At 47.4% G+C, this 25,420-nt stretch carries 22 protein-coding genes; 20 read left to right on the top strand and 2 right to left on the bottom strand.

Annotated features, from left to right (window positions below; translation table 11 throughout):
* Positions 1 to 67 precede the first annotated feature (67 nt).
* The 9 genes from BMW94_RS26075 (at position 68) to BMW94_RS26035 (ending at position 8,077) form a co-directional block, all read left to right on the top strand.
* Positions 68 to 823: an ABC transporter ATP-binding protein gene (locus BMW94_RS26075; protein ID WP_091001665.1), complete on the top strand. Its 756-nt coding sequence runs from the start codon at positions 68 to 70 to the stop codon at positions 821 to 823.
* Complete coding sequence (locus BMW94_RS26070; RefSeq protein ID WP_091001664.1) at positions 820 to 2,745, top strand: ABC transporter permease; 1,926 nt, start codon at positions 820 to 822, stop codon at positions 2,743 to 2,745. Before BMW94_RS26075 ends, BMW94_RS26070 begins: the two co-directional genes overlap by 4 nt.
* Before the next feature lie 153 nt (positions 2,746 to 2,898).
* Positions 2,899 to 3,477 carry a CDP-diacylglycerol--glycerol-3-phosphate 3-phosphatidyltransferase gene (gene pgsA, locus BMW94_RS26065; RefSeq protein ID WP_091001663.1) on the top strand — a complete coding sequence of 193 codons (579 nt, stop codon included), beginning with the start codon at positions 2,899 to 2,901 and terminating at the stop codon, positions 3,475 to 3,477.
* Between the two features lie 40 nt (positions 3,478 to 3,517).
* Entirely contained in the window at positions 3,518 to 4,000 is a 483-nt protein-coding gene (locus tag BMW94_RS26060; protein ID WP_091001662.1) for a GNAT family N-acetyltransferase, read from the top strand.
* Between the two features lie 22 nt (positions 4,001 to 4,022).
* The gene (locus BMW94_RS26055) at positions 4,023 to 4,448 is read left to right on the top strand and encodes a GNAT family N-acetyltransferase (protein ID WP_091001661.1); all 426 of its coding nucleotides are present in this window, start codon (positions 4,023 to 4,025) and stop codon (positions 4,446 to 4,448) included.
* A 40-nt stretch (positions 4,449 to 4,488) separates the two neighbouring features.
* On the top strand, positions 4,489 to 4,926 hold the full coding sequence (locus tag BMW94_RS26050; RefSeq protein ID WP_091001660.1) for a GNAT family N-acetyltransferase: 438 nt from the start codon (positions 4,489 to 4,491) through the stop codon (positions 4,924 to 4,926).
* 106 nt (positions 4,927 to 5,032) lie between these two features.
* Positions 5,033 to 5,455 carry a hypothetical protein gene (locus tag BMW94_RS26045; RefSeq protein ID WP_254790374.1) on the top strand — a complete coding sequence of 141 codons (423 nt, stop codon included), beginning with the start codon at positions 5,033 to 5,035 and terminating at the stop codon, positions 5,453 to 5,455.
* A 199-nt stretch (positions 5,456 to 5,654) separates the two neighbouring features.
* Positions 5,655 to 6,875 (top strand): RtcB family protein, encoded by a 1,221-nt coding sequence (locus BMW94_RS26040; protein ID WP_091001659.1) that lies wholly within the window; start codon positions 5,655 to 5,657, stop codon positions 6,873 to 6,875.
* A gap of 23 nt (positions 6,876 to 6,898) precedes the next feature.
* Positions 6,899 to 8,077: a DUF4272 domain-containing protein gene (locus BMW94_RS26035; RefSeq protein WP_091001658.1), complete on the top strand. Its 1,179-nt coding sequence runs from the start codon at positions 6,899 to 6,901 to the stop codon at positions 8,075 to 8,077.
* A 109-nt stretch (positions 8,078 to 8,186) separates the two neighbouring features.
* Here BMW94_RS26035 and BMW94_RS26030 read toward each other — a convergent pair whose 3' ends face one another.
* On the bottom strand, positions 8,187 to 9,227 hold the full coding sequence (locus tag BMW94_RS26030) for a LacI family DNA-binding transcriptional regulator (protein ID WP_254790373.1): 1,041 nt from the start codon (positions 9,225 to 9,227) through the stop codon (positions 8,187 to 8,189).
* A gap of 757 nt (positions 9,228 to 9,984) precedes the next feature.
* On the opposite strand from BMW94_RS26030, the gene BMW94_RS26025 reads away from it, so the two are divergent.
* The 10 genes from BMW94_RS26025 (at position 9,985) to BMW94_RS25980 (ending at position 23,930) form a co-directional block, all read left to right on the top strand.
* Positions 9,985 to 11,361: an ABC transporter substrate-binding protein gene (locus BMW94_RS26025; protein WP_254790372.1), complete on the top strand. Its 1,377-nt coding sequence runs from the start codon at positions 9,985 to 9,987 to the stop codon at positions 11,359 to 11,361.
* Between the two features lie 116 nt (positions 11,362 to 11,477).
* Positions 11,478 to 14,405: an extracellular solute-binding protein gene (locus tag BMW94_RS26020; RefSeq protein WP_091001656.1), complete on the top strand. Its 2,928-nt coding sequence runs from the start codon at positions 11,478 to 11,480 to the stop codon at positions 14,403 to 14,405.
* Between the two features lie 75 nt (positions 14,406 to 14,480).
* Positions 14,481 to 15,392 (top strand): carbohydrate ABC transporter permease, encoded by a 912-nt coding sequence (locus tag BMW94_RS26015; RefSeq protein ID WP_091001720.1) that lies wholly within the window; start codon positions 14,481 to 14,483, stop codon positions 15,390 to 15,392.
* A gap of 2 nt (positions 15,393 to 15,394) precedes the next feature.
* Positions 15,395 to 16,258, top strand: coding sequence for a carbohydrate ABC transporter permease (locus tag BMW94_RS26010; protein ID WP_064639582.1), 864 nt, complete (start codon positions 15,395 to 15,397; stop codon positions 16,256 to 16,258).
* An 11-nt stretch (positions 16,259 to 16,269) separates the two neighbouring features.
* The gene (locus BMW94_RS26005; protein ID WP_090954378.1) at positions 16,270 to 17,736 is read left to right on the top strand and encodes an NHL repeat-containing protein; all 1,467 of its coding nucleotides are present in this window, start codon (positions 16,270 to 16,272) and stop codon (positions 17,734 to 17,736) included.
* The gene (locus BMW94_RS26000) at positions 17,717 to 18,337 is read left to right on the top strand and encodes a YIP1 family protein (protein ID WP_091001655.1); all 621 of its coding nucleotides are present in this window, start codon (positions 17,717 to 17,719) and stop codon (positions 18,335 to 18,337) included. Before BMW94_RS26005 ends, BMW94_RS26000 begins: the two co-directional genes overlap by 20 nt.
* A gap of 14 nt (positions 18,338 to 18,351) precedes the next feature.
* A complete protein-coding gene (locus BMW94_RS25995; RefSeq protein ID WP_091001654.1) occupies positions 18,352 to 20,937 on the top strand; it encodes a DUF5696 domain-containing protein in 2,586 nt (861 codons plus the stop codon).
* Positions 20,934 to 21,833 (top strand): carbohydrate ABC transporter permease, encoded by a 900-nt coding sequence (locus BMW94_RS25990; RefSeq protein ID WP_091001653.1) that lies wholly within the window; start codon positions 20,934 to 20,936, stop codon positions 21,831 to 21,833. Before BMW94_RS25995 ends, BMW94_RS25990 begins: the two co-directional genes overlap by 4 nt.
* Before the next feature lie 32 nt (positions 21,834 to 21,865).
* Positions 21,866 to 22,876: a carbohydrate ABC transporter permease gene (locus BMW94_RS25985; protein WP_091001652.1), complete on the top strand. Its 1,011-nt coding sequence runs from the start codon at positions 21,866 to 21,868 to the stop codon at positions 22,874 to 22,876.
* A gap of 91 nt (positions 22,877 to 22,967) precedes the next feature.
* The gene (locus tag BMW94_RS25980; protein WP_091001651.1) at positions 22,968 to 23,930 is read left to right on the top strand and encodes a glycosyl hydrolase; all 963 of its coding nucleotides are present in this window, start codon (positions 22,968 to 22,970) and stop codon (positions 23,928 to 23,930) included.
* 419 nt (positions 23,931 to 24,349) lie between these two features.
* Here BMW94_RS25980 and BMW94_RS25975 read toward each other — a convergent pair whose 3' ends face one another.
* Positions 24,350 to 24,619, bottom strand: a complete 270-nt coding sequence (locus BMW94_RS25975) for a SunI/YnzG family protein (RefSeq protein ID WP_091001650.1) — start codon at positions 24,617 to 24,619, stop codon at positions 24,350 to 24,352.
* A 246-nt stretch (positions 24,620 to 24,865) separates the two neighbouring features.
* Between BMW94_RS25975 and BMW94_RS25970 the strand changes: the two genes are divergently transcribed.
* Positions 24,866 to 25,411 (top strand): hypothetical protein, encoded by a 546-nt coding sequence (locus tag BMW94_RS25970; RefSeq protein WP_091001649.1) that lies wholly within the window; start codon positions 24,866 to 24,868, stop codon positions 25,409 to 25,411.
* Positions 25,412 to 25,420: the final 9 nt, after the last annotated feature.

The following is a 25,420-nucleotide window of genomic DNA, read 5'->3' as shown; positions in this document are numbered from 1 at the left end:
TGAATCGCACGATAAATTGGAGTATCCCGCCTATGATGGAGATATACCAAAGAGGAGTGAGTGGGATATGTGGATACTGGAAGCCAAAAAAATTCATAAAGTCTACGGCAACAAATTAAATAAACAGGAAGTCCTCAAGGGGATTGATCTCGGGGTAAGTAAAGGCGAATTTGTTGGGATTATGGGGCCCTCGGGTTCGGGGAAAACGACGCTGCTGAATGTTCTTTCTTCGATCGATCGGGTAAGTCAGGGCACAATTGAAATCGAAGGCCAGGAGTTTACCGGCATGAAGGAGAAAAGGCTGGCTGAGTTCCGCAAAGACTATCTCGGTTTTATTTTTCAGGAATATAATTTGCTGGATACCCTCACGGTGAAGGAAAATGTATTGCTGCCGCTCTCGATTACGAGTATTCCGAAGCATGAGGCACACCTGAAGTTCGAACAAATCGCCCGTGAGCTGGGCATATATGAGCTGAAAGACAAATATCCATCCGAAATCTCGGGTGGACAGAAACAGCGAACTTCAGCCGCCCGTGCGTTTGTGCATGATCCGAGCATTATTTTCGCTGACGAGCCGACGGGTGCACTCGATTCCAAATCGGCTTCGGATCTGCTTGGCAAATTAAGTGATATGAACAGCAAACATCAGGCCACCATTATTATGGTCACCCATGATCCGTTTGCCGCGAGTTATTGCAGCAGAGTGATTTTCATTCGGGACGGTCAGATCTACACTCAATTAAATAAAGGAGACGAGTCCCGGCAATCCTTCTTCAACGATATTATCAAAACTCAGGGCGTATTGGGTGGTGTGCAGCCATGAGTCTGAACTACATCATTTTTCGCAATCTGAGGAAAAACCTAAGGAATTATTATCTTTACGTCTTTGCCCTGATTTTTAGTGTGGCTCTGTATTTTTCCTTTGTGACATTACAGTATGATCCATCCATGGATGAGGTTGCTGAATCAACGAAAGGGGCTGCCGCGATCGGGGCCTCGTCCGTGTTACTGATTGTCATTGTGGGCATTTTTCTGCTCTATGCCAATACGATCTTTATCAAGCGGCGCAGTAAGGAGATCGGCTTGTTTCAACTGATCGGACTGACGAAGGGGAGAATATTTGGTATTTTGAGTGCGGAAAATTGCATTCTCTACTTTGGTTCTATGGTAATCGGTATTCTAATCGGGTTTCTGGGTTCCAAGCTGATATTAATGATTTTGTTCAAAATTATTGGCGTTGATGCGATCACGAAACTATACTTCTCACCGATGGCGCTGTTGCAAACGCTGATTGTCTTTGTGGTCATGTACTTGCTCATCATGCTGATGAATTACACGTTTATCCGAGCACAGAGTATTCTATCACTCTTTCGGGTGTCTTCTACAACAGAGCACCAGGTACAGAAGTTATCTGTATGGCAGATTCTGATGGGCATCTTGGGTATTGCTCTCATCGTGTTCGGTTACATCCTGTCTGCACGGCTGTTCAGCGTCGAGAAATTGGATATGCAGCAGTTAATGTACACCATGATTTTGATTTTGTTCTCGGTTATTCTGGGGACATATCTGTTCTATAAAGGTTCCGTCAGTTTTATCTTTAATCTGATTCGCAAAAGTAAAAAAGGCTATCTCTCCATTAATGAGGTATTGTCGTTATCCTCCATCATGTTTCGCATGAGGTCGAATGCCTTGCTGCTGACCATTATTACTACCGTATCGGCACTCGCCATAGGTATGTTGTCGCTCAGTTACATTTCCTATTATTCGGCAGAGGCTCAGGCCAAGGAAAGTCTGCCAGAAGATTTTTCATTTGCCCAGGTTGATGTGAAAAATCGTTTTGTAGCTGAGTTGGATAACAAACAGATTCCATATGAAGAGAAACACAGACAACCTCTGTATATTGAAATTGACGCATACAAGGTGATGAATGACTCCACAATGGAAGAGCTGTTGTTCAGCAGTGTAGTAAGTGACAGTATGGTAGATAACATTGATCTGAAACCAGGCGAAGTTATTTTCATGGGATATGGCAATGTGATTCAGCAATTCTTTTCTATTAAGGATGAAGGTCCCATTGTTCTTCACGGGTTGAAGAAAACGATTGACCAGCAGCTAATCGGAACCACGAAACAGGGCGTGCTTCCCGTATACTATAACCAAGGCACGCCCGTGACGGTTGTGGATGAATCGGTTTATGCGGAGCTTGCGCAGGATCTTGATCCGAAAATTCAGGAGGTGAAAAGGACAGATTATTACGGTGTGCAAATTACAGATTCGAGGCAAGACGAGAATGCATATGCTATTTTTGCAGATCTACAATTGAAGGCCCCAAGCTTCTCCCAGATCGAGTTCAGAAATAATCAACGTACCAGTATGGGCCTGATCATGTTCATTGTTGGTTTTCTGGGACTGACTTTCTTGATTACATCTGGGTGTATCCTTTATTTCAAACAAATGAATGAGAGCGAAGAAGAGAAATCAAACTATACGATTCTGCGCAAACTCGGGTTTACGCAAAGCAATCTGTTACGCGGAATTCAGTTCAAGCAATTGTTTAATTTCGGCATTCCCCTTGTTGTGGGACTGAGCCATAGTTATTTTGCCGTGAAATCAGGCTGGTTTTTCTTCGGTACAGAACTTGCCACACCGACTGTAATCGTCATGATTGTGTATACGTTGTTGTATTCCATCTTCGGCCTGTTGTCCATATGGTATTACAAGCGAGTGATAAAAGAATCATTGTAGATCAGAGGATAGCTACAGAGGAATACATTAAAGAATTCCGAAGAAGGGGTAACTGTTGAGCAGTCTGCCCTTTCTTTTTTTGTGAAAAAAAGGAGGATGGCGCAAGGGTGGAGAAATCACAACATACTGGAGTGAAGTTGAGGGAGGTTTTCCATGAACCTGGCTAACAAAATTACCCTGGCAAGAATGACATTGATTCCTTTATTTATGTTGTGCTTCATCCCGTTGCCGTCATGGATACAGGAGACGAGTGAACTTATGCGTTTTTTTGATCAGCATGGGCTGGGGATTGGCGTTATTATTTTTGCACTGGCTGCGGGTACGTATAAGCTGAATGGGTATGTGGCGCGAAAATATAATCAGATCACCAATCTGGGGAAATTGCTTGATCCACTGGCAGATAAACTATTGATTTCGGTTGCACTGATTATGATGGTTCAGGAGGATCTGATCGGTTCATGGATTGCTGTGATCATCATTGGACGTGAAATTGTCATTACAGCACTGCGTATGATTGCTACTGAACAGGGAATTGCCTTGGCTGCTGATCGATATGGCAAAATCAAAATGGTGCTGCAGGTGGCAGCCATCATCGCTGTATTATTGAATAATGTTCCGTTCAGTTTGCTGACGGATATGCGGGTTGATATGATTTTATTATGGCTGGCGGCAGGAGTTACGCTGTTCTCAGGATTGAACTACATCTTAGTGAATTATAGACTACTGAAATAAAGAACCCCTGCGAAATTTAACGGAAAGAGGAAGTACACTCATGTTATCGATTCATCAAGCGGAGTACCAACATAAATCAACTTTGCGCAATCTGATGGAATTGTACAAATACGATTTTAGTGAGTATGACCCGGAAGATGTTAACGAAAATGGGTTATATGAGTATGTGTATCTGGACCATTATTGGACAGAAGCGGGCAGATATCCTTTTTTGTTTCGAGTAGAAGGACAATTGGCGGGATTCGCACTAATTCGTGAAATTGAGAGTGAACAGGGAACAAGTATATATCAAATGGCAGAGTTTTTTGTAATGAAAAAATACAGAAAGCTGGGAGTGGGTGCGCAAGCCGCCATTCATGTGTTCAATCTTTTTCCCGGAACATGGAAAGTAGCGGAGATGGAGACGAATGAGCCTGCTCAGATTTTCTGGCGTAAGGTCATCGCACGCTATACCGATAATAAATACCAAGAGGTTAGAGAGCCTGACTGGGAAGGTCCTATTCAGATATTTACCACGAAGTAATGACGAGAAGGAGGAGAAGAGGATGTCCCAAATACAAATCAATCCAAGTAGTTCAGAGGATTCAGAGTATGTTCGCCAGCAACTTATTGCATTTAATGCTGCGCATGTGAGCGAGGAATTAAGGCATCGTTACGAAGAACTGAATTTCAATATCAAAAATGAGACCGGCGAGATAGTTGCAGGTGTGCTTAGTACACTTTGCTGGAACTGGCTGGAGGTTGATATTCTTTGGGTGGATTCTGAACAACGGCATCGGGGATATGGTTCTCAGTTGTTGCTTGAAGTTGAGCGAATTGCGCGAGAGAAATCTTGTGATTTTGTCATGTTGAATACTTTCTCATATCAAGCACCTGAATTTTACAAGAAGCATGGCTACCAATTGATCACAACGATCGAGAATGCACCGACCGGACACCATCATTATTATTTTAAGAAGGACCTAACGTAAGACAGCGTATGTGAAATAGGGCAAAATCAGGAGGGTTATTATGGTTACCATTAAAGCAATCGAACTTGAGGATTTACCGGCGCTAAGCCAATTATACAACGAATTGATGGGTACACCGACTAATGAACAGCAGATGCAGAAGATGTTTCACTATATCCAGCAAAATGGACACTACCATGTACTCGGTGCATTTTACAACGGTGAACTTGCCGGATCAGTTATGGGTATTGAATGTATGGATCTGGCAGGTCAGTGCAACCCCTTCATGGTTGTGGAGAATGTGATTGTATCCGATCGGGTACGCAGACAGGGAATTGGTCAGAAGCTTATGCTTCAGATTGAGCACATTGCGAGAGATCTTGGATGTGAATACATGATTCTGGTGTCAGGCGATCAGCGTAAAGAGGCTCATATTTTTTATGAAAAACTGGGCTTTAAAGATGAGAAAGTCCAGGGTTACCGGAAGCATTTTAATTAATAAATATATCACGGAAAATGTCTAATAGGTAGAAGGACTACTTAAGGAGCAGAGCGAATAAGGCATAGTCTCGAAATAAATGAACTGATATGAGGGAGGCACTCTCGTGTTCAAAAAATGGGCTAATGTCTTGATGATTCTGAGTTTGGTATTCGCTGTATGTTCCCCAACATCCTATGCCGCTGCCAAGACGGTTAAAGTGACCGTGACGCTTGTCAGTGCAGAACTGGTGGAGAACAATTCCGTTGGTAATGAATGGGCCATAGGGGCAAGTGTGAACGGCAAGAGCCTGGAGGAGGGTTCGTCGGTCACGTTGAATCTGAAACCTACAGATACGCTGAAATTACAAGCAAATGCCGAAGAGCAGGACAAAATCCCTGATCTGGGGATCAAAAGTATGAACGTTAAGGTTTCCTCCATTTCCAAATCAATCAACAAGACTCTATCGGTTGTCGTGACGGAGAACAGAGGCCGTTATTCGGGTAACACAGCGACGTGGGAGTTCAAGTTTAAGATCAGTAAGAAATAACATAGGGACTGATCATGTAAAAGAGAGCCTGGCTCTCTTTTTTTATTCTATACGGATATCTTTGAGCTGAAGGAATGTATAGTTTCGGGAAGGGTTTCTCTTTGGTAAAATAAAGAAAGTTGTGGGCAGGGACGTATATATTTCAATGTACATATTTCATTGTAAGTTTTAATGAAGACAAAAGGAGGTTAACCAGATCATGCGTATCGTAGATAACATTAAAGTTTGGGGGGAGCCGCTGGAGAATGCGGTAAGTCAGGCGGTGACTTGCTCGCAGTATGGAGATGTATTGGGCGTGGCTCTAATGGCAGACCATCACAAAGGATATTCACAGCCCATCGGGGGCGTCGTTGCCTACCGGAACATGATCAGTCCGTCAGGGGTTGGATATGATATTGCCTGCGGCAACAAGGCTGTGCGCACCAACCTGATGTGGGATGATATACGGGATCAGATTGCTGTGATTATGGATGACATTAATGCGACCATATCCTTCGGTGTAGGACGCAACAATCCAAATCCTGTGGAGCACGAACTGTTTGAGGATGCCAGCTGGAAGCTGTTTGATTCCATTGAGCCTGGATTACAGCACAAGTTGAAGACACTTGCACGCAACCAACTTGGGACGGTGGGTAGCGGCAATCATTTTGTCGACATTTTTGTGGAAGAGGCGACGGGTAAAGTATGGATTGCAAACCATTTTGGCAGTCGTGGCTTTGGGCATAAGGTCGCCAGTGGTTTTCTGAATCTGGCTGTCGGACGTGCGTTTAGTGGCAAAGCGCCGGGAGAATCGATGGACCAACCACCGACATTGTTTGACCTCAAGAGTGAAATGGGTGATATGTATTGGGACGGGATGACTTTGGCAGGCCGTTATGCGTATGCAGGGCGCGATTATGTGATTGAGCAGGTTCTCGGCATCCTCGGAGCGAGCGCAGAATATTCGGTTCATAACCATCATAATTTTGCCTGGAAAGAACAGCATATGGGCGAAGACGTGGTGGTGGTCCGCAAAGGAGCAACACCGCTGGCACCGGGCCAGCTCGGTTTTGTGGGCGGAAGCATGGGAGATATCTCGGTGATCGTGGAAGGAATCCACAGCGAAGAGAATACCGAGTCTTTCCGCAGCACCGTGCATGGTGCAGGGCGCACTATGAGCCGAACCCAGGCGGCTGGCAAAATGAATTATAAGCTGCGTACACGCATGGGTGGGGAGATCAGCGAAGAACAGATGCAAGCGGCGATTCGTGCCTATGGTGTGGAGCTTCGGGGTGCAGGAACGGATGAAAGTCCATTTGTGTACAAGAAGCTGCAGGACGTGCTGAATGCGCATGCGCATACCTTGAAAATCAACCAAATCCTGCGTCCCGTAGGTGTCGCGATGGCCGGGGGCAATGAATTCGACCCGTATAAGGACTAATTGAAAAGTAGAAGGTGAACCTCATGAGAAATTGTGCGATATACAGCTCGCAGTTTGACCTGGATCAGTTGTTTGAAATGATTCAATCCATGTACCCTCAGGATACCATTGAGCGTAAGGAAGACAAAACCCATATTCAAGTCACTCGCAAGAAGTTATTTAGTAAACAGACGAAGGGCTTCAATATCATGACCAGCCAGACTCACCCTGAAGAATTTACCGCAATGATTCAGGGGATGCTGGGGTTTCTGAGTCAGATTGAGGGAAAGAATGCTTCGCTACAGGAAAAGGTACTGATTAAATGCTCTACACTGAATATGGTTGTTGGCATCGAGACAGAAGAAGACATTTCCGAAGAATTCTTTAATGAATTATTGCATCTGGCCGATGCCATGGATGCAGTCATCTTCTGGGGAGGTGGCTCCTTGCTGAATGCGCAAGGTCAGCTGCTGTTGGATACCAATGGAGAATCCGAAGTAGAGGATTACCAAGTGACAGCGCACATCAGTTTTCTGGATGATGTCAGACCCCCGTCGGAATCTGCATTGCTGCGCAAAGAGCGCTCGGAGCAGCTTCTAACGGAGCAAGGAATCCCATTCAATGTTCATTTGCCTGCAAGAGCGGGGGATGAGCATACAACGATTCGCAGTGTTCAAGAAGTGGCCCAACGTGCGATAGCCCTCTGTATTGCAGCTCTCAAGGGTGAATGCCTGGGAGCGGGGGAGAGTGCAGAAGATACAGCGGCACTGGTCCAGGAAGTGATCGACAAGTATGATGCGACTTCATTTTTCTCACCGGTAGAGAGAAGATTTGTGGAGCAGCATGGGGCAGAGCATCAGGAGATCATCTCCTTTTCATGGGGGTATGAGGCTTATCATGTGATGTTATGGGCGCTTGGCTATGTCAAAGAACTTGGAGCTCCGGTAAATCTTTGTAACGTAGGACAAGATGTAGGATATTTGCAGCAATGTGACGATGTTGAGGCTTTTGTAGCCAGGGCACAGCTTCGCTCCAAAAGCGAAATTTTGGATGCTGCTGACCTAATCTACCGGTACAACTGGGTGTGTGTGGACAATCGTGTGAAGGAACAAACACCTCCCGGGGGTCTAAATGGCGGAGTAGCCTACGAACGTCACCGTGCGCTCAATTGGCTGATCTGTTATCTGGATCAGGAGTGGGATGATGTCCGGACAGATACGTAGAATGGACTTTTAACATCAACTATTTTTATATGGCATCCAAATTCAAACACCCCCAAGCCAGCCGAACACTGGTTATGGGGGTATTTTGGTGTCTATGGGTATCTTACTTTTATCCGCTATGTCTTCCGTACTGTTCCCGAATCATCACATCAGCAAGAATCAGCTTTTTCTCTACATTACTCTCCGGGTTTACAATTCGCCATAACATCTGGTCGACCGCACGCGCACCAAGCAATTCCTTGTTCACATTAACTGTGGCGAGTACAGGGATATTATCATACACATTATCGAAACCGGTGACTACGCACTGATCAGGTACACTAATCCCTATGCTCTCCAGAGCCTCAATGGTGTATAGCGCATAGAAGTCATTGGCACAGACAAAAACCTCAGGCAAATTCCCCTCATGAATGACCGAAGTGAACGTTTCACGAAAATCATCCACATCCGGGCTGCTTAGTTCGGGGATCTGATTCATCTCCAATCCATGACCCATCAATACCGAAGTATAGGCGATCCATCGTTCATAGAAGCTGTGTGCATCACTGGTATTTCCAACAAACTGAAACCGTTTGAATCCCTTGCGCAGCAAATAGAGCATAATGTCACGCATGGAAGCAAAGTTGTCTGTGAAAATGCAGTCACTATGAAAGACGGGGTCCAGATGATCCACCATGACGACGGGAATGCCCAGACGTTTAATTTCAAGCAGAATGGGTGTCGAGATGGAACCAACCGTAATAATGCCCCGAATGGCATCCGGATTCAGCAACGTGAACAGTTGATCCGCAGAAGGCTCGGTCAGAGTAAGAATATTGAGGCCTTTCTGGTTCAGTCTGGAGGATATCCCGTTAAAGACAGGCCCCCAATATACAGAATCCTGATTCTGATAACGAACATTAGGAAACAAAATCAAAATGGTGCCGCTCCACCGCGTGTTCTGCGGGTCCTGAAGTTCATTGCTGCTATACATATCACCAGACAACATGCTGTTATCTTTGAAATATCCAAGTTTGCCAGCGGCCTTAAGAATAACGTCCCGTGTCTGCTCACTAACACCTGATTTTCCGGACAGTGCTCGTGAGACCGCAAATTTCGACAGACCTGTAAAATGTGCAATTTCCTGAATTGTTACCTTCGTCTTCATCATACCATCCTTACACTCGTAGTTCTGCCGTATTCCTTACATTGCGAAATAAATCTGCTTCTCTATAAGTTGAACGAATGATTTTACACTAGACCACTACGCGGCCAGAACAATCTTTCGATCGCTGTTATCCCCAGATTTTATGAATCCCTTCTCAAATGGGAAATCCGGTGATAAAGGCTAAGCCTATGCTTTCGAAGCAGCTTTCTTTCAGAAAGCTTTTAGCTTCGCTTCTCCAGATTTTTTCTGTCCTCTCCGTTATCGTGTAAATGTTAAGTTCAATTTATATAGTATATCATGATGTATTTCTCTTAATCTAATAACGGTTGCAGGAGTGAAAATGTTAGAGTCCCATACATGTAACGACGGAAATAGACCTCGGTGAAGGACATGTTGCAGGAGAAAAAGGCGAATTTTGAACGAATTATTATCTTTTTGTTATTTTATAAAATAACAAAATAATCAAAATTGTTCTCGTTTTGAATATGGAGGTACTCAAAATGGTATTTGAATAATATTATGTCTCATAAGAGTTTTAAGCCTTTTTTAAGCGATATAACAGCATTTTATCAGAATAATTAGAAAATGTTAACAATAAAAATGTTGACGCTTACATTATGCTATGTTAAATTTTGTTTGTCAAAACCAAACAGTAAAATAACAAATGGTGGTGGTCGTCGAATTTCATTAGGGAAAATGGAAATCAGGTAGTTATGCCGGATCATGATTTGTATACACATTCGGGGAGGTTGTTAAAATCGTGACTAGAAAATGGAACGTTTTGCCGCTCATGTTATTGGTCGTAATGCTTTTTGTATCCGCTTGCAGTGGTGGGGGGACGGCTCAGCCGGCTGATGATGCACCAGCGAATTCGGGCAATAGCACTGGAACCGTCGAGACAGACAAAGAAGGCGGAACAGAAGAAGTGGCCGTAGATGTACCTGATTTGGGTGGACGTGTCATCAAGGTTGCGGCCTGGTGGGATCTAAAGCCAGCGGGGGAGACCGCATCGGATAAGGCTAGACTGGATAAAATCGCTGAAGTCGAGAAGAAATACAACGTGAAAATTGAGTTTGTAAACGTGCCATTCGAAGAATACATGAACAAATTTACCACGACAGCGCTGGCTGGCGAACCGTTCGCAGACATCGTTCAGATGGAGTACAAATCCGCATTACCCGCCATCCTCAAAGGGCAACTGCTTCCGATCTCCGAATTCACCACAGCTGAGAATAACATCAACCAAGAGGCAAACCTGATCACGAAATTCCCTGCCATCGCAGGCAACTACTACGCATTTGAATCTCCAACCAGCATCGGTCTGGGACTTCACTATAACCGTGACTTGTTCAAGAAGTTGTCGCTGCCTGATCCTCAGGAGCTATACAACAAAGGCGAATGGAATTGGGATAAATTCATGGAACTGGCAAAACAGGCGACCAAAGATACGGATAACGACGGAAAAATTGACGTATACGGGTTCTCTGGCTGGGCCATCGACGTACTTCGTCACTTTACTGCAGCCAATGGCGGCACGATCGTAGACGACGAACATTCAAAAGAAGGATTATCCGATCCGAAAACGATTGAAGCTGCCGAATTCGTCAAACGCCTGTATAACGTGGAGAATGTTGTGAAAGTCAAAACAGGTGACAAAACGAACTGGGAGGAAAGCAATACGTTCAAGGATGGAGATGTGGCCTTGTTCACTGCTGCGGAATGGCAGTTGGGCGATATCACCTTTGCTGCTGGAGTTGTACCCATTCCGAACGGTCCTCAGGGCAGCAAGGATGTGACTTACGCCAACAACGCTGCCTCAGCAAAATTCATTCCCAAAGGTGTGGAAGATCCTAAAATCGTATACCAAATCTATGAAGAAACCTTCGACATTCCGCAGATTGAAGAGTACCCAGGTCAGGATTACCTGGAAAGCCGTTATACCGACGAGAAGGACATCGCCATGATTCGCGAGCATATCGCGGGAACGGGCCGCATCCTGCTGGATGACGCCTACGCGGGTTACCCAATTGGTGACTATGTAAACGACATCATCAAAAACAATGCTTCCGTTACAGCAACAGCCGAGAAGTATAAAGCGCAGGCACAAGCGGCAGTCGACAAACTTGGCAAACAGTAATACCAGCATGATTCAGACAGGGGTGCCTCGTGTCCGGGCTCACGCACGGGTACCTCTTTTCCTGTATTACCAATTAGGCATTGCTGGCATCAGCCTTGATGAGGAGGGCTCGTAGGATGGCTGGAATTCTACAACGAAAGAAATGGATCCTGCCCATAGTCATTGCAGCAGCGGCAGCCTGCGTCATACTTTTGCTTACTTCCGGTGCAGGTGTAAAGAGTGCAGTTGTGCCTTCTGGCAGCTTGCCTGCCATTGAGGTGGATGCCATCTTGCAGCAGACGAGGCAGAAGAACGGATATGAACAATATTTGTCCCAGGCAGGTGAGGCCTCAAGACCGAATGTGGATATGACCATCGAAGCTGGAGACTACATACGGGCAGAGGGTGAAGAGGTACGCAAGCTGAATGATTATGAGGGCAAGCCGGGTGTATCGCTGCATACTGGGGAGACAGGCGAGATCGACTGGGTAGTTGACGTACCGGAAACCGGGCTGTACAACCTCTCTGCTGTCTATTTTCCCGTAGAAGGAAAGAGTTCGGCCATTGAGCGTGCATTGTACATTGACGGTGAACTTCCGTTTGCGGAAGCCGCCTATTTGCAGTTTGACCGGGTATGGGGCAATGAGAAACAAGCTGTTGAACAGGATAATCAGGGCAATGATCTTCGTCCAAAACAAGTGGAGAAGCCCCGCTGGATGGAGGAAACATTTCAGGACTCGGACGGGTATGAACAGGCTCCATTCAAGTTCTATCTGGAAAAGGGGAAGCACACGTTAACGCTAAAATCGTCCCGTGAACCCATGGTAATTCGCTCCCTACGGCTATTCAATGAGAAGCCAGCCGTTGCTTATGCGGAAACCGCAGGGGCCAAGCAGACGGATTCTTCCGGTCAGCCTAAGGATGTGCTCATCCGAATTGAAGGGGAAGCGGCTGTGGCCAAATCTTCACCTACGTTATATCCAACCAGTGAAAGATCAAGTTCAGCCGTATCTCCGTACAGTGCGTCCCAGGTGCGTATTAATACGATTGGTGGTTTTAACTGGCGTCTGCCAGGACAGTGGATCGAATGGGAAGTCGATGTACCGGAGAGTGGACTTTATCATATCGGTTTTACCGCTCAGCAAAATTTTGTCAAAGGCATCTATTCCACGCGCAAGCTGACCATCGATGGCGAGATTCCGTTTGCGGAGATGACAAAGGCGCCGTTCCGTTACCAAAGCGACTATCGCATTGATGTGCTGGGCGGTGAGGAAGCTTACAAGTTCCAGTTGGATAAAGGCAAACATGTCATTCGGCTGGAGAACAGCCTGGGTGACTTCGCACCACTTATTCGCAATGTGGAGGACAGCCTGTACAACCTGAACTCCATGTATCGGAGAATTCTGATGATTACAGGCACCAAGCCGGATGAATTCCGGGATTATCGGGTGGAGAAGCAGATCCCGAATCTATTGGAAGTATTTATCGGAGAAAGCAAACGTCTGAAGGAAGTGGCAAGGCAACTTCGTCTTCTGTCAGGCCAGTCCAGCGATCAGGAAGCGTTGATCAAAACGATGGCCCAACAGCTGGATGAGATGATCGATAAGCCGGATACCATTCCAAGAAGACTTGCCGCTTACAAAACGAACACAGGCGGACTGGGGACATGGGTGCAGCAGGCTCGCGAGCAACCGCTTGAGATTGATGCTCTCTATGTAGCTTCATTAGACAGCAGCATTCCCGGAACGGGTATGGGTCCGCTGGCGAAGCTTGGTCATGAAGCGAAGACATTCTATCACTCGTTCTTCATTGATTATAACCAGATCGGGAACGTAGCCACATCAGAGGATCAGCGCACGGTGACGGTCTGGATCGGCAGTGGCCGTGATCAGGCGAACACGATGAAAGCGATGATTGATGAGACATTCACACCGGAGAGCGGCATCAACGTCAATTTGAAGCTGGTCAACATGGGTACGCTGTTGCCAGCCACCTTGTCGGGTGAAGGACCTGATGTAGCGATGCAGATCGGCAATGATCTGCCGGTGAACTTTGCGATGCGGAACTCCGCGGTGGATCTTACCCAGTTCAGTGACTATACCACGGTGGAACAGGAGTTTAGAGACAGTGCCATCGTACCGTACGCCTATGATTCAGGCGTGTACGCCCTACCGGAGACACAGACCTTTAATATGCTGTTTTATCGAAAAGATGTGCTTGCAGAGCTGGGGCTTGAAGTTCCTCAAACGTGGGATGATGTCGAGAGCCTGCTGGCGATTCTGAGTAAAAATCATATGGAATTTGGCATGCCGGTGGTGGCCCAAGCCAACATGCAGGGAGTCAATATCCCGCCTAACTCGCAGTATGCCACAATGCTGCTGCAGAACGGAGGCTCCTTCTATCGGAATGACGGCAAGGAATCGGATCTGGACTCGCGCATCGGTATTGAGACCTTTAAGAAGTGGACAGAGTTTTATACCGATTACAAGCTGGAGCGGGAGTATGACTTTGCCAACCGTTTCCGGACCGGACAGATGCCGATTGGTCTGACGGATTACACGATGTATAACCAGCTGTCTGTATTTGCACCGGAGATCCGTGGATTATGGGGATTTGTTCCGGTTCCGGGGACTGTGCAGCCGGATGGAACATTGAATCGGGACGTTCCGGGTGGCGGCAGCGCGGTCATGATGCTGGAGAGCGCCAAGGACCAAGAGGCCGCGTGGGAGTTCATGAAATGGTGGACCAGTACACCGGTTCAGGCTGAGTTTGGCCGCGAGATGGAAGGGCTGATGGGTGCGGCTGCGCGTTATCCGACAGCCAACATCAAGGCACTCGATTCACTTCCATGGCCTGCTGAGGATTATGCGAATCTGAAAGCACAATTCGAGACGGTGAAGGGCATTCCCGAGGTGCCGGGCGGTTATTTTACCGGACGCCATCTGTTCAATGCATTTTACAAGACGGTTGTTGGCCAAGTGGAAGCCAGAGAATCCATCATGGATTACACCCAGTATATTCAGGACGAGATTCGAGTCAAGCGTAATGAATTTGGTCTTCCGTAAGCAGAGGGAGGGTTAACAGTGTCACAAATATCACTCCGAGACGGACAAAACAGTCCTCCTGAGAAAACACCAGGCATGGGCATGAAATCATGGTGGTCCTGGAAGCTCAAGGAAATGAAGGCCAGCAAACATTCCTATGTACTGCTAGCACCTTATATGATCCTGTTCATCATGTTCACTGTGATTCCGGTGGTCATTTCCATCCTACTCAGCTTCACTTATTTCAACATGCTGGAGTTTCCGCGTTTTATTGGCTGGCAGAACTATACCCGGCTGTTTCTGGAGGATGACGTATTTCTGATTGCTATTAAAAATACGTTGCTGTTTGCCATTATTACCGGACCTATCAGCTATATTGCCTGTTTCGTATTTGCGTGGATCATTAATGAATTAACACCCAAATGGAGAGCGTTCATGACGCTGATTTTCTATGCGCCATCCATATCGGGGAACGTCTACTTTATCTGGCTGATGATTTTCTCGGGGGATCGCTACGGTATAGCCAATGGACTGCTGATCAAATGGGGATTTCTGCTGGAGCCAATTCAGTGGTTGAAAACGGAAGCCTACATTATGCCAATCCTCATTCTGGTGCAATTGTGGCTCAGTCTTGGCACAGGCTTTCTGGCGTTTATCGCCGGTTTGCAGACCGTTGACCGGACGTTATATGAAGCTGGCGCGGTAGATGGGATCAAAAATCGCTGGCAGGAGCTCTGGTATATTACCCTGCCTTCGATGCGCCCGCAATTGATGTTCGGTGCGGTCATTCAACTTACGACCTCATTCGCGGTGGCGGATGTGTCCATTGCGCTGGCGGGGTTCCCAAGTGTGAACTATGCGGCGGAGACGGTGGTGACCCATTTAATCGACTTTGGTACAACGCGGTTTGAGATGGGATACGCCTCGGCGATTGCAACCGTGCTGTTCATGATTATGGTGGGCACCAACTTGCTGGTACAGAAACTGCTTCGAAGGGTGGGAGAATAGCTATGGCTGCAATTGCGACAGGCAAAAAGCGGGTCAACCGCTCTTTATCAGGAAGCATCTCCCTGTTTGCCCTTCTGCTCGTATTTGGTGCTTTCATGGTGCTGCCGCTGATCTATGCGATCAATAATGCGTTCAAACCGCTGGATGAGATTTTTACTTTTCCACCAACGCTATTTGTCAAAAATCCAACGTTCAGCAATTTTACGGATCTGCTGAATCTGCTGAGTGACTCGTGGGTTCCGTTCTCACGATATATATTCAACACGGTATTTATTACGGGCATTGGCATCGTGGGCCATGTACTGCTCGCTTCGGCAGCGGCGTACCCACTCGCCAAGCACAAATTTCCGGGCAAAGTGTTCATGTTCCAGGTTGTTGTGCTTTCCCTGATGTTCACGCCTGCCGTGACGGCCATTCCCAACTATATGATCATGTCGTGGCTGGGTTGGATTGATACGTATTGGGCCGTCATTATTCCGGCATTTGCCTATTCATTAGGTCTGTATCTGATGAAGCAGTTCATGGAGCAGATCCCGGATGCGTTGCTGGAAGCAGCCAAAATTGACGGTGCCAGTGAATACCGGATTTTCTGGTCCATTGTCATGCCCAATGTAAAGCCAGCCTGGCTCACCTTGATCATTTTGCTGTTCCAGATGCTGTGGGGCAGTGATGGCAATGGGTACATCTACAGTGAACAGCTCAAGACCTTGCACTATGCGGCGGGTCAGATCATTCAGGGCGGGATATCCCGGGCCGGGGCAGGTGCTGCGGTAGCACTTATTTTGATGAGTGTGCCCATTACGCTATTCATTTTCTCCCAGAGCCGCATCATTGAGACGATGGCGAGTTCGGGCATGAAGGAATAAGGGGGAACGATATGGCACGCACAGTGAAAAGATGGCTTGTTCTCCTGGCGGCAGTATCGCTGCTGCTGGTGAATGCCGTGCCTGCGGCGGCCTCCCCGGCGCCGTATGAGAGTTATAACTACAACTACTGGAAAGAGGCCGTTCCTTCACCGGATGCCTATCTGCCCAAGCAAACCATCTCGGGCAGTGACCTGGGCATTGGCGAATTCAAAGACCCCGGTGATGTAAACGTTTCTCCCTCCGGGCAGATTTATATTTTGGACAGTGGCAACAGCCGAATTGTTGTCCTGGACGCGGATTATAAGCTGCTGCGGGTGATCGAAGGATTTATGATGGACGGCAGCAAGGAGAGTTTTAATACGCCAGGTGGATTGTTCGTGGATGAAGAGGATCGAGTATACATCGCTGATACGGGGAACAGCCGTGTAGTTGTCCTGGATGCGGAAGGTCAGCTGGTCCATACGATTACGAAGCCGGAGTCTGATATCCTCGCGACCAATTTTCAGTTCCAGCCGCTGAAATTGACTGTGGACCGGGTAGGCCGCGTGTATGTGGTGGCTCAGGGTGTTTACGAAGGAATTATGCAGTTTGACGAGCGCGGCCAGTTCATTGGATACGTTGGTACGAACAAGGTGGAACGCGACTACGGCGAATACATTTGGCGGATGCTCTCAACCAAAGCCCAGCGGGCGCAGATGGTTTTGTTTGTACCGACCGAGTTTTCCAATGTCGATATCGACACCAAAGGGTTCGTATATGCGACCAATATTGACCCGGGTTCCAGCGAACCGATTAAACGTCTCAATCCATCCGGCGAGGATGTGCTGAAGAGGTTTGGTTATTTTGAAGTCAAAGGAGATATCAGATTCCGCAATAACCCGGGTCCGTCCAAGCTGATTGATGTGAAGGTACTGGGCAACGGTATGTACAGTGTGCTGGATGCGACGCAGAACCGGGTGTTTACTTACGATGATGAAGGTCATCTGCTCTACGTATATGGAGGCAAAGGAAATCAGGTGGGAACGCTCAAAACACCAGTCGCCATGGAGCAATCCGGGGATCATCAATTGGTACTGGATCGGGGGAAAAGCAATCTGGTTATCTATGAGCCAACACGGTTTGGAGCCAGCGTGAATGAGGCGGTTGCCCTTCATTATCAGGGTGAGGATACAGAGGCTGTTCATATCTGGAAAGAAGTGCTGAAGCTTAACGCCAACTATGATATCGCCTATATCGGTATCGGAAAATCCTTGCTGATGGAGAAGAAAAACGAGGAAGCTCTGGGTTATTTCGAACTGGGTATGGATCGCAAAAGTTATTCTGTCGCGTTCAAAAGATATCGGCGAGAGATGATGAAGGAACATTTCGGCACCTTTCTGACGCTTGCCATCGCACTGATTTTCATTCTGATCCTGGTCCGAGTGGCGGTTAAATGGAGACGGAGGAGGCAGATTGACCGTGAAGCAGGATTACATTAAGTTTCCGCTGCATCTCATTTTTCACCCCATTGATGCATTCTGGGATCTCAAGTCGGATCAGCGGGGCAGGTTGACCGTTGCTTTTGGAGCACTGGCGCTTACCATTATCATGATGATTTTGCAAAAACAATACGCGGGGTTTCTTGTGAATTACATCGATCCTCGCACAATCAACAGCATAGGAGAGATCGCAACGGTTGCAGTGCCGTTCTTTCTTTGGTGCATAGCCAATTGGGCGGTAACCACCCTAATGGAAGGTGAAGGAAAGTTCAAGGAGATTTTTCTGGCAACAGGATATTCACTTATTCCGATTATTTTGATCTATGTCCCGATGATTATCATCAGCCGGTTTATGGTACAGGAAGAGACGGCTTTTTATTATTTGTTTAATAGCATCGCGTTCTTCTGGTTCGTGCTGCTGCTCTTCATTGGCACGATGACGGTACACCAGTACACCGTGATCAAAACGATCCTGACGATGCTGCTGACGTTAATTGTCATGGGCATAATCGTGTTCCTCGGAGCATTGGTGTTCAGCATGTTGCAGCAGTTATATGAATTTGGTTACAACATCTACCGCGAGTTGATTTTTCGGACCTAAAGGAGGCGGCATCCGTGAACAAAAGGCAACGAATATATACGGTGCTGGCCAGTGGTGCTGCTGTGATCCTGATCGCGGCTGGACTGCTGTATATCAATAACAGGGGAGTACCTGCCGTGGAGGCAACGACTTATCTTGAAGCAACAACAGAGGCTATGCCAACCGAGACGGAATCATTGCAATTCCTTACCGATTCCTCGCAGGGGGTGCCGGGTATGCAACTGGTCGCCGAGGATCAGGGGCTGGCGCTTTATTACAACGAGGAGACGACGGAAATTGCCGTTCGTGATGGAGCGAGTGGACAGATCTGGTACAGCAATCCGAACGAACGTAATCAGGATGGCCTGGCTTCCGCTTATGAAAAGGAAGTGTTGTCCTCCCAACTGAACGTGTCATTTCGGGATGCGATCGGTACGCTGGAGAACTTTCCGAACTTTAGCTCCAGCATCAGCAACAAGCAGTTCGCAGCTGCCAATGTGGATCAGGGCATTCGTGTTATATACACGCTCGGGGATACCTCGCTCGGCATTGATGCTCTGCCCAAACTGATCAGCAAGCAGCGTCTGGAGGAGAAGGTCCTTTCGAAACTGGATGCCACAGTTGCAAGATATACATCTGCCCGCTACTATCCAACCAAGAACAATCCGGATGTGCTGGAACGGCTGGATGGACAGATATCCAAGCAGCTTGTGCTGAACAAGATGCTGGATGCCTTTGAGACGGCGGGTTACACCGCTGAAGATCTTGCTTTTGACAATGAGGAGAATGGAGTCGAAGGCGGGGGCACATCGGATAAACCAAGCTTTGTCATTCCGGTGGAGTATCGGCTGGATCAAGGTTCGCTGGTTGTAACCGTGCCGCTAAGTCAGGTGAAAGAGAGCGGTCAATACCGTATTCGCAATATCGATCTGCTCGCTTACTTTGGTGCTGCAGATACGAAAGGTGAAGGTTATATGTTTGTACCTGACGGTTCAGGCAGTCTGATCCATCTGAATAACGGAAAGGTCAAAGAGGAGCAGTACGTACAGCGTGTGTATGGTGCAGATCCGAATGACAATTCACTCAGTCGCCCGCAGGTTAGTGAATCTGTCCATATGCCTGTCTTTGGTTTGAAGAACGGTGAACATGCCTGGTTTGCGGTGATTGAAAAAGGGGATGCCATGGCCAGTATCTCTGCGGATATTGGAGGCAGGCAAAATAGCTATAACCACGTCTACGGCACGTTCTCCCTGCGGGGTGAGGATGAGCTGGAGATGTATACCTCGCAAAAGATGCAAGAGATTCAGCTACTAAGCGAGGAACCATTCCGCGGGGATATTCAGGTGCGATACCATTTCCTTAATGGTAAGGATGCCAGCTATTCCGGGATGGCCCGTTTGTATCAGCAGCAATTGGTTGGGCAGAACGTACTGAAACCGCTGGAGGACGAATCAGCCTTGCCTTTTTACGTGGATGTGTTAGGTGCAGTGGACAAAAAAGCTTCATTCCTGGGTGTACCTTATCGGACCACATTGGCTATGACGACATATGAACAAGCGGCTGAAATGGCTGCCAAGCTGCAGCAGGAAGGTGTGAACCGCGTGCAGATGCGGTATCAGGGATGGTTTGGCGGGGGGTTCAGCCACCATACACCGACCCAGGTCAAGCTGGACAGTGAAGTGGGCAGTCGTTCCGATTTGCATGATCTGTCTGAACAATTGAAGCAGTCCGGTGGAGCGTTATTCCCTGATGTGGCGTTTCAGCTTATTTATCACGACGATTGGAACTTTGCCCCATCCTCCGATGCAGCGCGATTTGTCACCAAGGAGACAGCTGAACTGTATCCATACAGTCCTGCCCTCAACCGGATGGATCAGAGCAAAGACAGTTATTATCTGTTGTCGGCCGCCAAGCTGCCGTATGTGGTGAGCGAGTTTGCCGGGAAAATCAACAAACTGGAACTCAGCGCATTATCGCTGCGTGATCTCGGGCAGGTATTGAGCTCGGATTATCGGGATAGTCGTGTCATCCATCGAGAAACCGCGAAGAACATCGTGAAAGAGCAGCTGGGCAAGCTGCAGCAGGAATATCCGAACATGATGTTGTCATCCGCTAATGCGTATGCGTGGGGATATACGCAGCATATTGTTAATGCTCCCTCAGGCTCCAGCCGGTTCAACATTACTGATGAGGAAGTTCCTTTTTATGAAATGGTCATTCATGGATATATGGACTACGCTGCTTCCGCAATGAATACGTCAGGGGATCAGGATCTGCGCAAACAGCTGCTCCGCAGTCTGGAGTTGGGCTCAGCTCCGCAATTTCAATGGACGTATGAACCGTCGTCCAAGCTGAAGCTGACCAGTTATGATTCGGCTTATGCCACTGACTTTGCCTATTGGGTAGATGACGCAGCAGCCTTATACAAGGAAGCGAATGAGGTATTAGGTCATTTGCGGAACCAGCCAATAACCGAGCATGAACGAGTTCAGGATGGGGTTGTGCGTATCACATACAGTGGTGGTGCAAGGATTTTGGTGAATTACACGGCTGATCCGGTAACGATTGATGGAATTACCGTTGGCGGGGCGGACTATGCAGTGGAAGGAGTGAACCGATGAGAACCCTTCGTTTATCCTTGAAATCACGGAGAGCGCTGCTTGGCCTTGCGTTTATTTCGCCCTGGCTGATTGGTTTCATCTTCTTGTTCGCTACGCCGCTGCTGCAATCGATCCGGTTCAGTTTGAGCAATCTGTCGGTTGCCCCAGGAGGCTATGTACTGGATTTTGTCGGTTTGAAAAATTTCAAAGATGCCATCCTGGTCGATGCAACATTTAACCGGATTCTGGTGGATTCGGTCGGAGCGATGCTGCTGAATGTGCCGATGATTCTATTCTTCAGTTTATTTACGGCGACACTGCTTAACCAGAAATTCAAGGGCAGAACGATGGCGCGTGCGATCTTCTTCCTGCCGGTCATTCTGGCCTCCAGTGCGGTGGCGGCGGCCGAGTCCGCAGGTCTGATCAATCTGATGGGAGACATCAGTGCAGTGGATTCGTCGGCGGAGGGGGGAGCTTCGTTCAACGTCGTTTCAATCGTCCGAATGCTGAATGATGTGGGGCTGCCAATGGCTTATGTCGATTACATCGTGGAAGCCATCATGCGTATTTACGATATTGTCAGCAGCTCCGGCGTACAGATTCTGATCTTCCTCGCTGCGCTGCAATCGGTACCCGGCTCAATGTATGAAGTGGCCAAAATTGAAGGTGCAACGGCCTATGAATCCTTCTGGAAAATTACGTTTCCGATGGTGAGTCCATTGATCCTGACGAATGTCATCTATACAATTATTGATTCCTTTGCAGGCAGCCCGGTGACGGAGGCCATCTACCAGACGGCGTTTAAAACCCAGAACTTTGGTCTGAGCTCAGCCATGTCCTGGCTGTATACGCTGGTCATCGGTCTGGTATTGGTTGTTGTGGGATGGGTACTGTCACGACGGGTTCATTACAACTGAAAGCTAACGAACGTTGAAGGAGGCATGAGACTATGGCTGTGTCGGGAACGGATCGCATGGTGGTGGTTCCGAAAGAGAACTACCGCATGCAGAGGGTACGAAACAAGACATCGGACCTCCTGTATTCCATCTTCAGATATGCATTGATTATTGGTATTTCATTTATTATTTTGTATCCATTGTTTCTTAAAATCTCGGTTGCGTTCAAAGATAAACAGGATATCTATAATCCGACCATCTATATGATTCCCCAGCATTTTACGCTGGATAATATCAAGCTTGCGGCGCAGGTGATGGATTATTTACCTTTGCTGGCGAATACGTTGTTGTTCGTCACGATTACAACGCTGCTCACAGCGATATCCTGTGCGTTAGCCGGGTACGGCTTCGCCCGCTTTTCTTTTCCCGGCAGCAATGTGCTGTTTGTATTAGTCATCCTCACTATTTTAGTACCGACAAGCACCCTGATGGTGCCCATGTATCTGCATTTCCGCAACTTTGATTTTCTCGGCATGATTCGGCTGTTCACGGGGCGAGAAGGGATCAACCTGCTGAATACATACTGGCCGTCGATGATTACTGCGGCTACGGCTGGTGGGCTGAAGGCGGGGCTGTTCATTTATATTTTCCGCCAGTTCTTCAAGGGCATGCCCAAGGAAATTGAAGAAGCTGCGTTGATTGATGGAGCAGGCGGATTTCGGACATTTGCCCGAATTATGCTGCCGAACGCCATTTCACCGCTGATCACAGTCATTCTGTTCTCGTTTGTCTGGCAGTACAACGATATGTTCTATTCCGCGCTATTCATGAGTGAAAGCCCGCTTATCTCGCTGAAGGTGGCTTCATTGCCTGCCCAGGCGAACCAGTTAATTCCCCAATTGATGGGTTTTGGCTCAAACTCGGGCATGAAGGCAGACCCCAATTATGTTGCCATGATCGTGGATACAGGAATTCTGCTGGCGATTGCACCGCTCATTATTTTGTATTTATTTGTACAGCGCTATTTCGTGGAAAGTATTGAACGCTCAGGTGTAGTTGGTTAACCGGGCTTGGCGTAGTCGTATAGGATGCGTAATTCGGGTGTTTTTGATATTTGGGTCGCTATGTACCCTGCCTTGGAATGGGGGATTCTCAATGACGGAGCAAAAGATAAGCGGTTATTTAGTGAATAAAGATGCGACTTCCGAGGCTAGAGAACTGATGAAGTACTTGGCGGAGCGTTATGGAAAAGGGGTACTGTCAGGTCAGCAGGATTACGGCAATCTGAACTGGATTAATGAGAATACAGGCCGCAAGCCGGCGGTAATTGGATTCGATCTCATGGATTATTCTCCATCAAGGACAGAACGCGGCGCGATCTCTCAGGAGATTCGGGATGCGATTGCATGGAATCAGCAAGGCGGAATTGTGACATTGTGTTGGCATTGGAATGCACCTACTCATCTGATAGATGAACCAGGCAAAGAATGGTGGCGCGGTTTCTATACGGATGCCACCACCTACGATCTCGCTTCAGCATTGGCTCATCCTGAATCGCAAGAGTATACCTTATTGATCCGGGATATCGATGCCATTGCAGTACATCTGCAAGAACTCAAGGAGGCTGGGGTGCCTGTGTTATTTCGGCCGCTTCATGAAGCGGAAGGAGGCTGGTTCTGGTGGGGAGCCCAAGGACCTGAACCTGCCAAAAAGTTATACCGCCTAATGTATGATCAATTGGTCAACACGTATGAGCTGGGTAATCTGATCTGGGTGTGGAACTCGGAAAAGCCGGATTGGTATCCGGGTGACGATGTGGTGGATATTGTGAGTGTGGATGTGTATCCAGAAGCAGGTGATCACAGCCCATTAGCTAAGCGTTATGAAAATCTGCGTGAACTGGTGAATGACAGCAAAATCATTGCCTTAGCCGAGAACGGCTCCATTCCTGACCCAAAGCAAATGAAAGAGCAAGGTGTACACTGGAGCTGGTTCTGTACCTGGACGGGAGAATTCCTAAAGGGTGGCAATCATAATACCGTGGCGTATTTGAAGGAAGTATATAATAGTGAAGAAGTCATTACGCTGGATCAATTACCGAAGTGGAGTTGGAGATAGGGCTATCATCTGAACTTCTACTAACTTAAAAAAGGGGGGTGTCCCATAAGTCATGAACATGACGGTGGACGCCTCTTGTTCGCGTTGATTTGGCCTAACGTAACTTACACATGTTATTCGCTCTCATTTACATTATTCTGAGATGTAACGAATCCCAGAGACGTTATTTCATGGATTGCGTCGCTTTTTAGGCTTTGACGCTGTGTTTGCACCGAAATAACGTCACTGAAGTTCGTTAAAATTGGCATGCCTTGAGAATCGGACGTTTAAGGTGCGCTAGATTCGTTAGCACGTTGCAAGTTTGACGAATTTCGCTCACCAGCCGTGCGGCCACGGTTACCGATATGTGAAGCCCTATCGAGATAGCACCTTTTATATGAGACGTCTTTCTTGTGGAGGAATGAGGTCTGAATAAAGAGCTAACCTGCATTATTGGAAAGCATGGCACTGATTTTTGGAAATAAAGCCTCATTGGAAGTAAACAAGATGTAGGATTGATGGGTTGTGCGGATTAGAATTGTTTCGGAAGCGCCATACGCTGAGCCGATTCGAACGGCTGAAGGCTCACTTCCACCATATGTATCATCAAGGGTAACTGCTTTAATATCTGAGATGGGAATTTCTATTTTGGAAAGCTGCCAACGGATGATGAGTTGATTCTGTACTTGCTGTACTTTGATGCCTAACATACACACAACCTCCCTTTAAGCCTGTTGAAGATAAATGCCTTTTTATTAGTTTATCACTTATTGGACGGAGAGTGCTGAATCATTCTGGAGAAGTGAAGCAGCGATCGGAAGATGGTACTGTAATTGAAATGGCATAGTGCACCAGAGGGAATGGTTTACTATAGTTATTTTCATACATGTTGGCATGATGTACACTATGACTAACGAAAATGGGGGACGAAGAGATGTACATGGAGGTGGTGCCGTATGACAGATCTGAAAGCGTATCATTATTTTGACAAAAGGGTTGGACCATTCCGCAATCTCTCCAGTCTGTCCGAGCAGGATGCAGAAGAGGTTGCGCAGCGTATCCGGCAGGAAGGCGAGAATTTTGCCAGTCAGCGATCAGCAGATTACATGATGATTCGCAGAGAACTTGAGCGGCAAGCGTACGAGCAGTTTATCTCCAAAGGTGGGAAACCGACCAACCGTTATCCTCACTATATGACGCTGGGTGCATGCACATGGTTGAAATCTTGGTATACCGAACCGGATTGGGTCACGATCTCATGGAAGGATCTTCCTGATGAATCCGTAAGTTTTACCTACGGTGATTTGTTTCCAACGATGCGTTATATGGATGATAAACCCTACCGTAAGCAGGTTTACACGAAAGATGAAATACTGGACATTATTCATTCCTATGGATGGCCTCAGGAATGGAATCAACAGGGTGATCTCGGACCGGAGCGGTATATCGAAGTACAGGTGTGGAACGAGAGAATTATCAGACCATATCGTCAACGTTATTGACATGCGAAA

The sequence above is a fragment of the Paenibacillus sp. OK003 genome (assembly GCF_900109515.1).
Lineage (GTDB): Bacteria > Bacillota > Bacilli > Paenibacillales > Paenibacillaceae > Paenibacillus > Paenibacillus marchantiae.
Note: the sequence above shows the minus strand (reverse complement) of the source record. Positions and strands in the feature narration are given on the sequence as shown.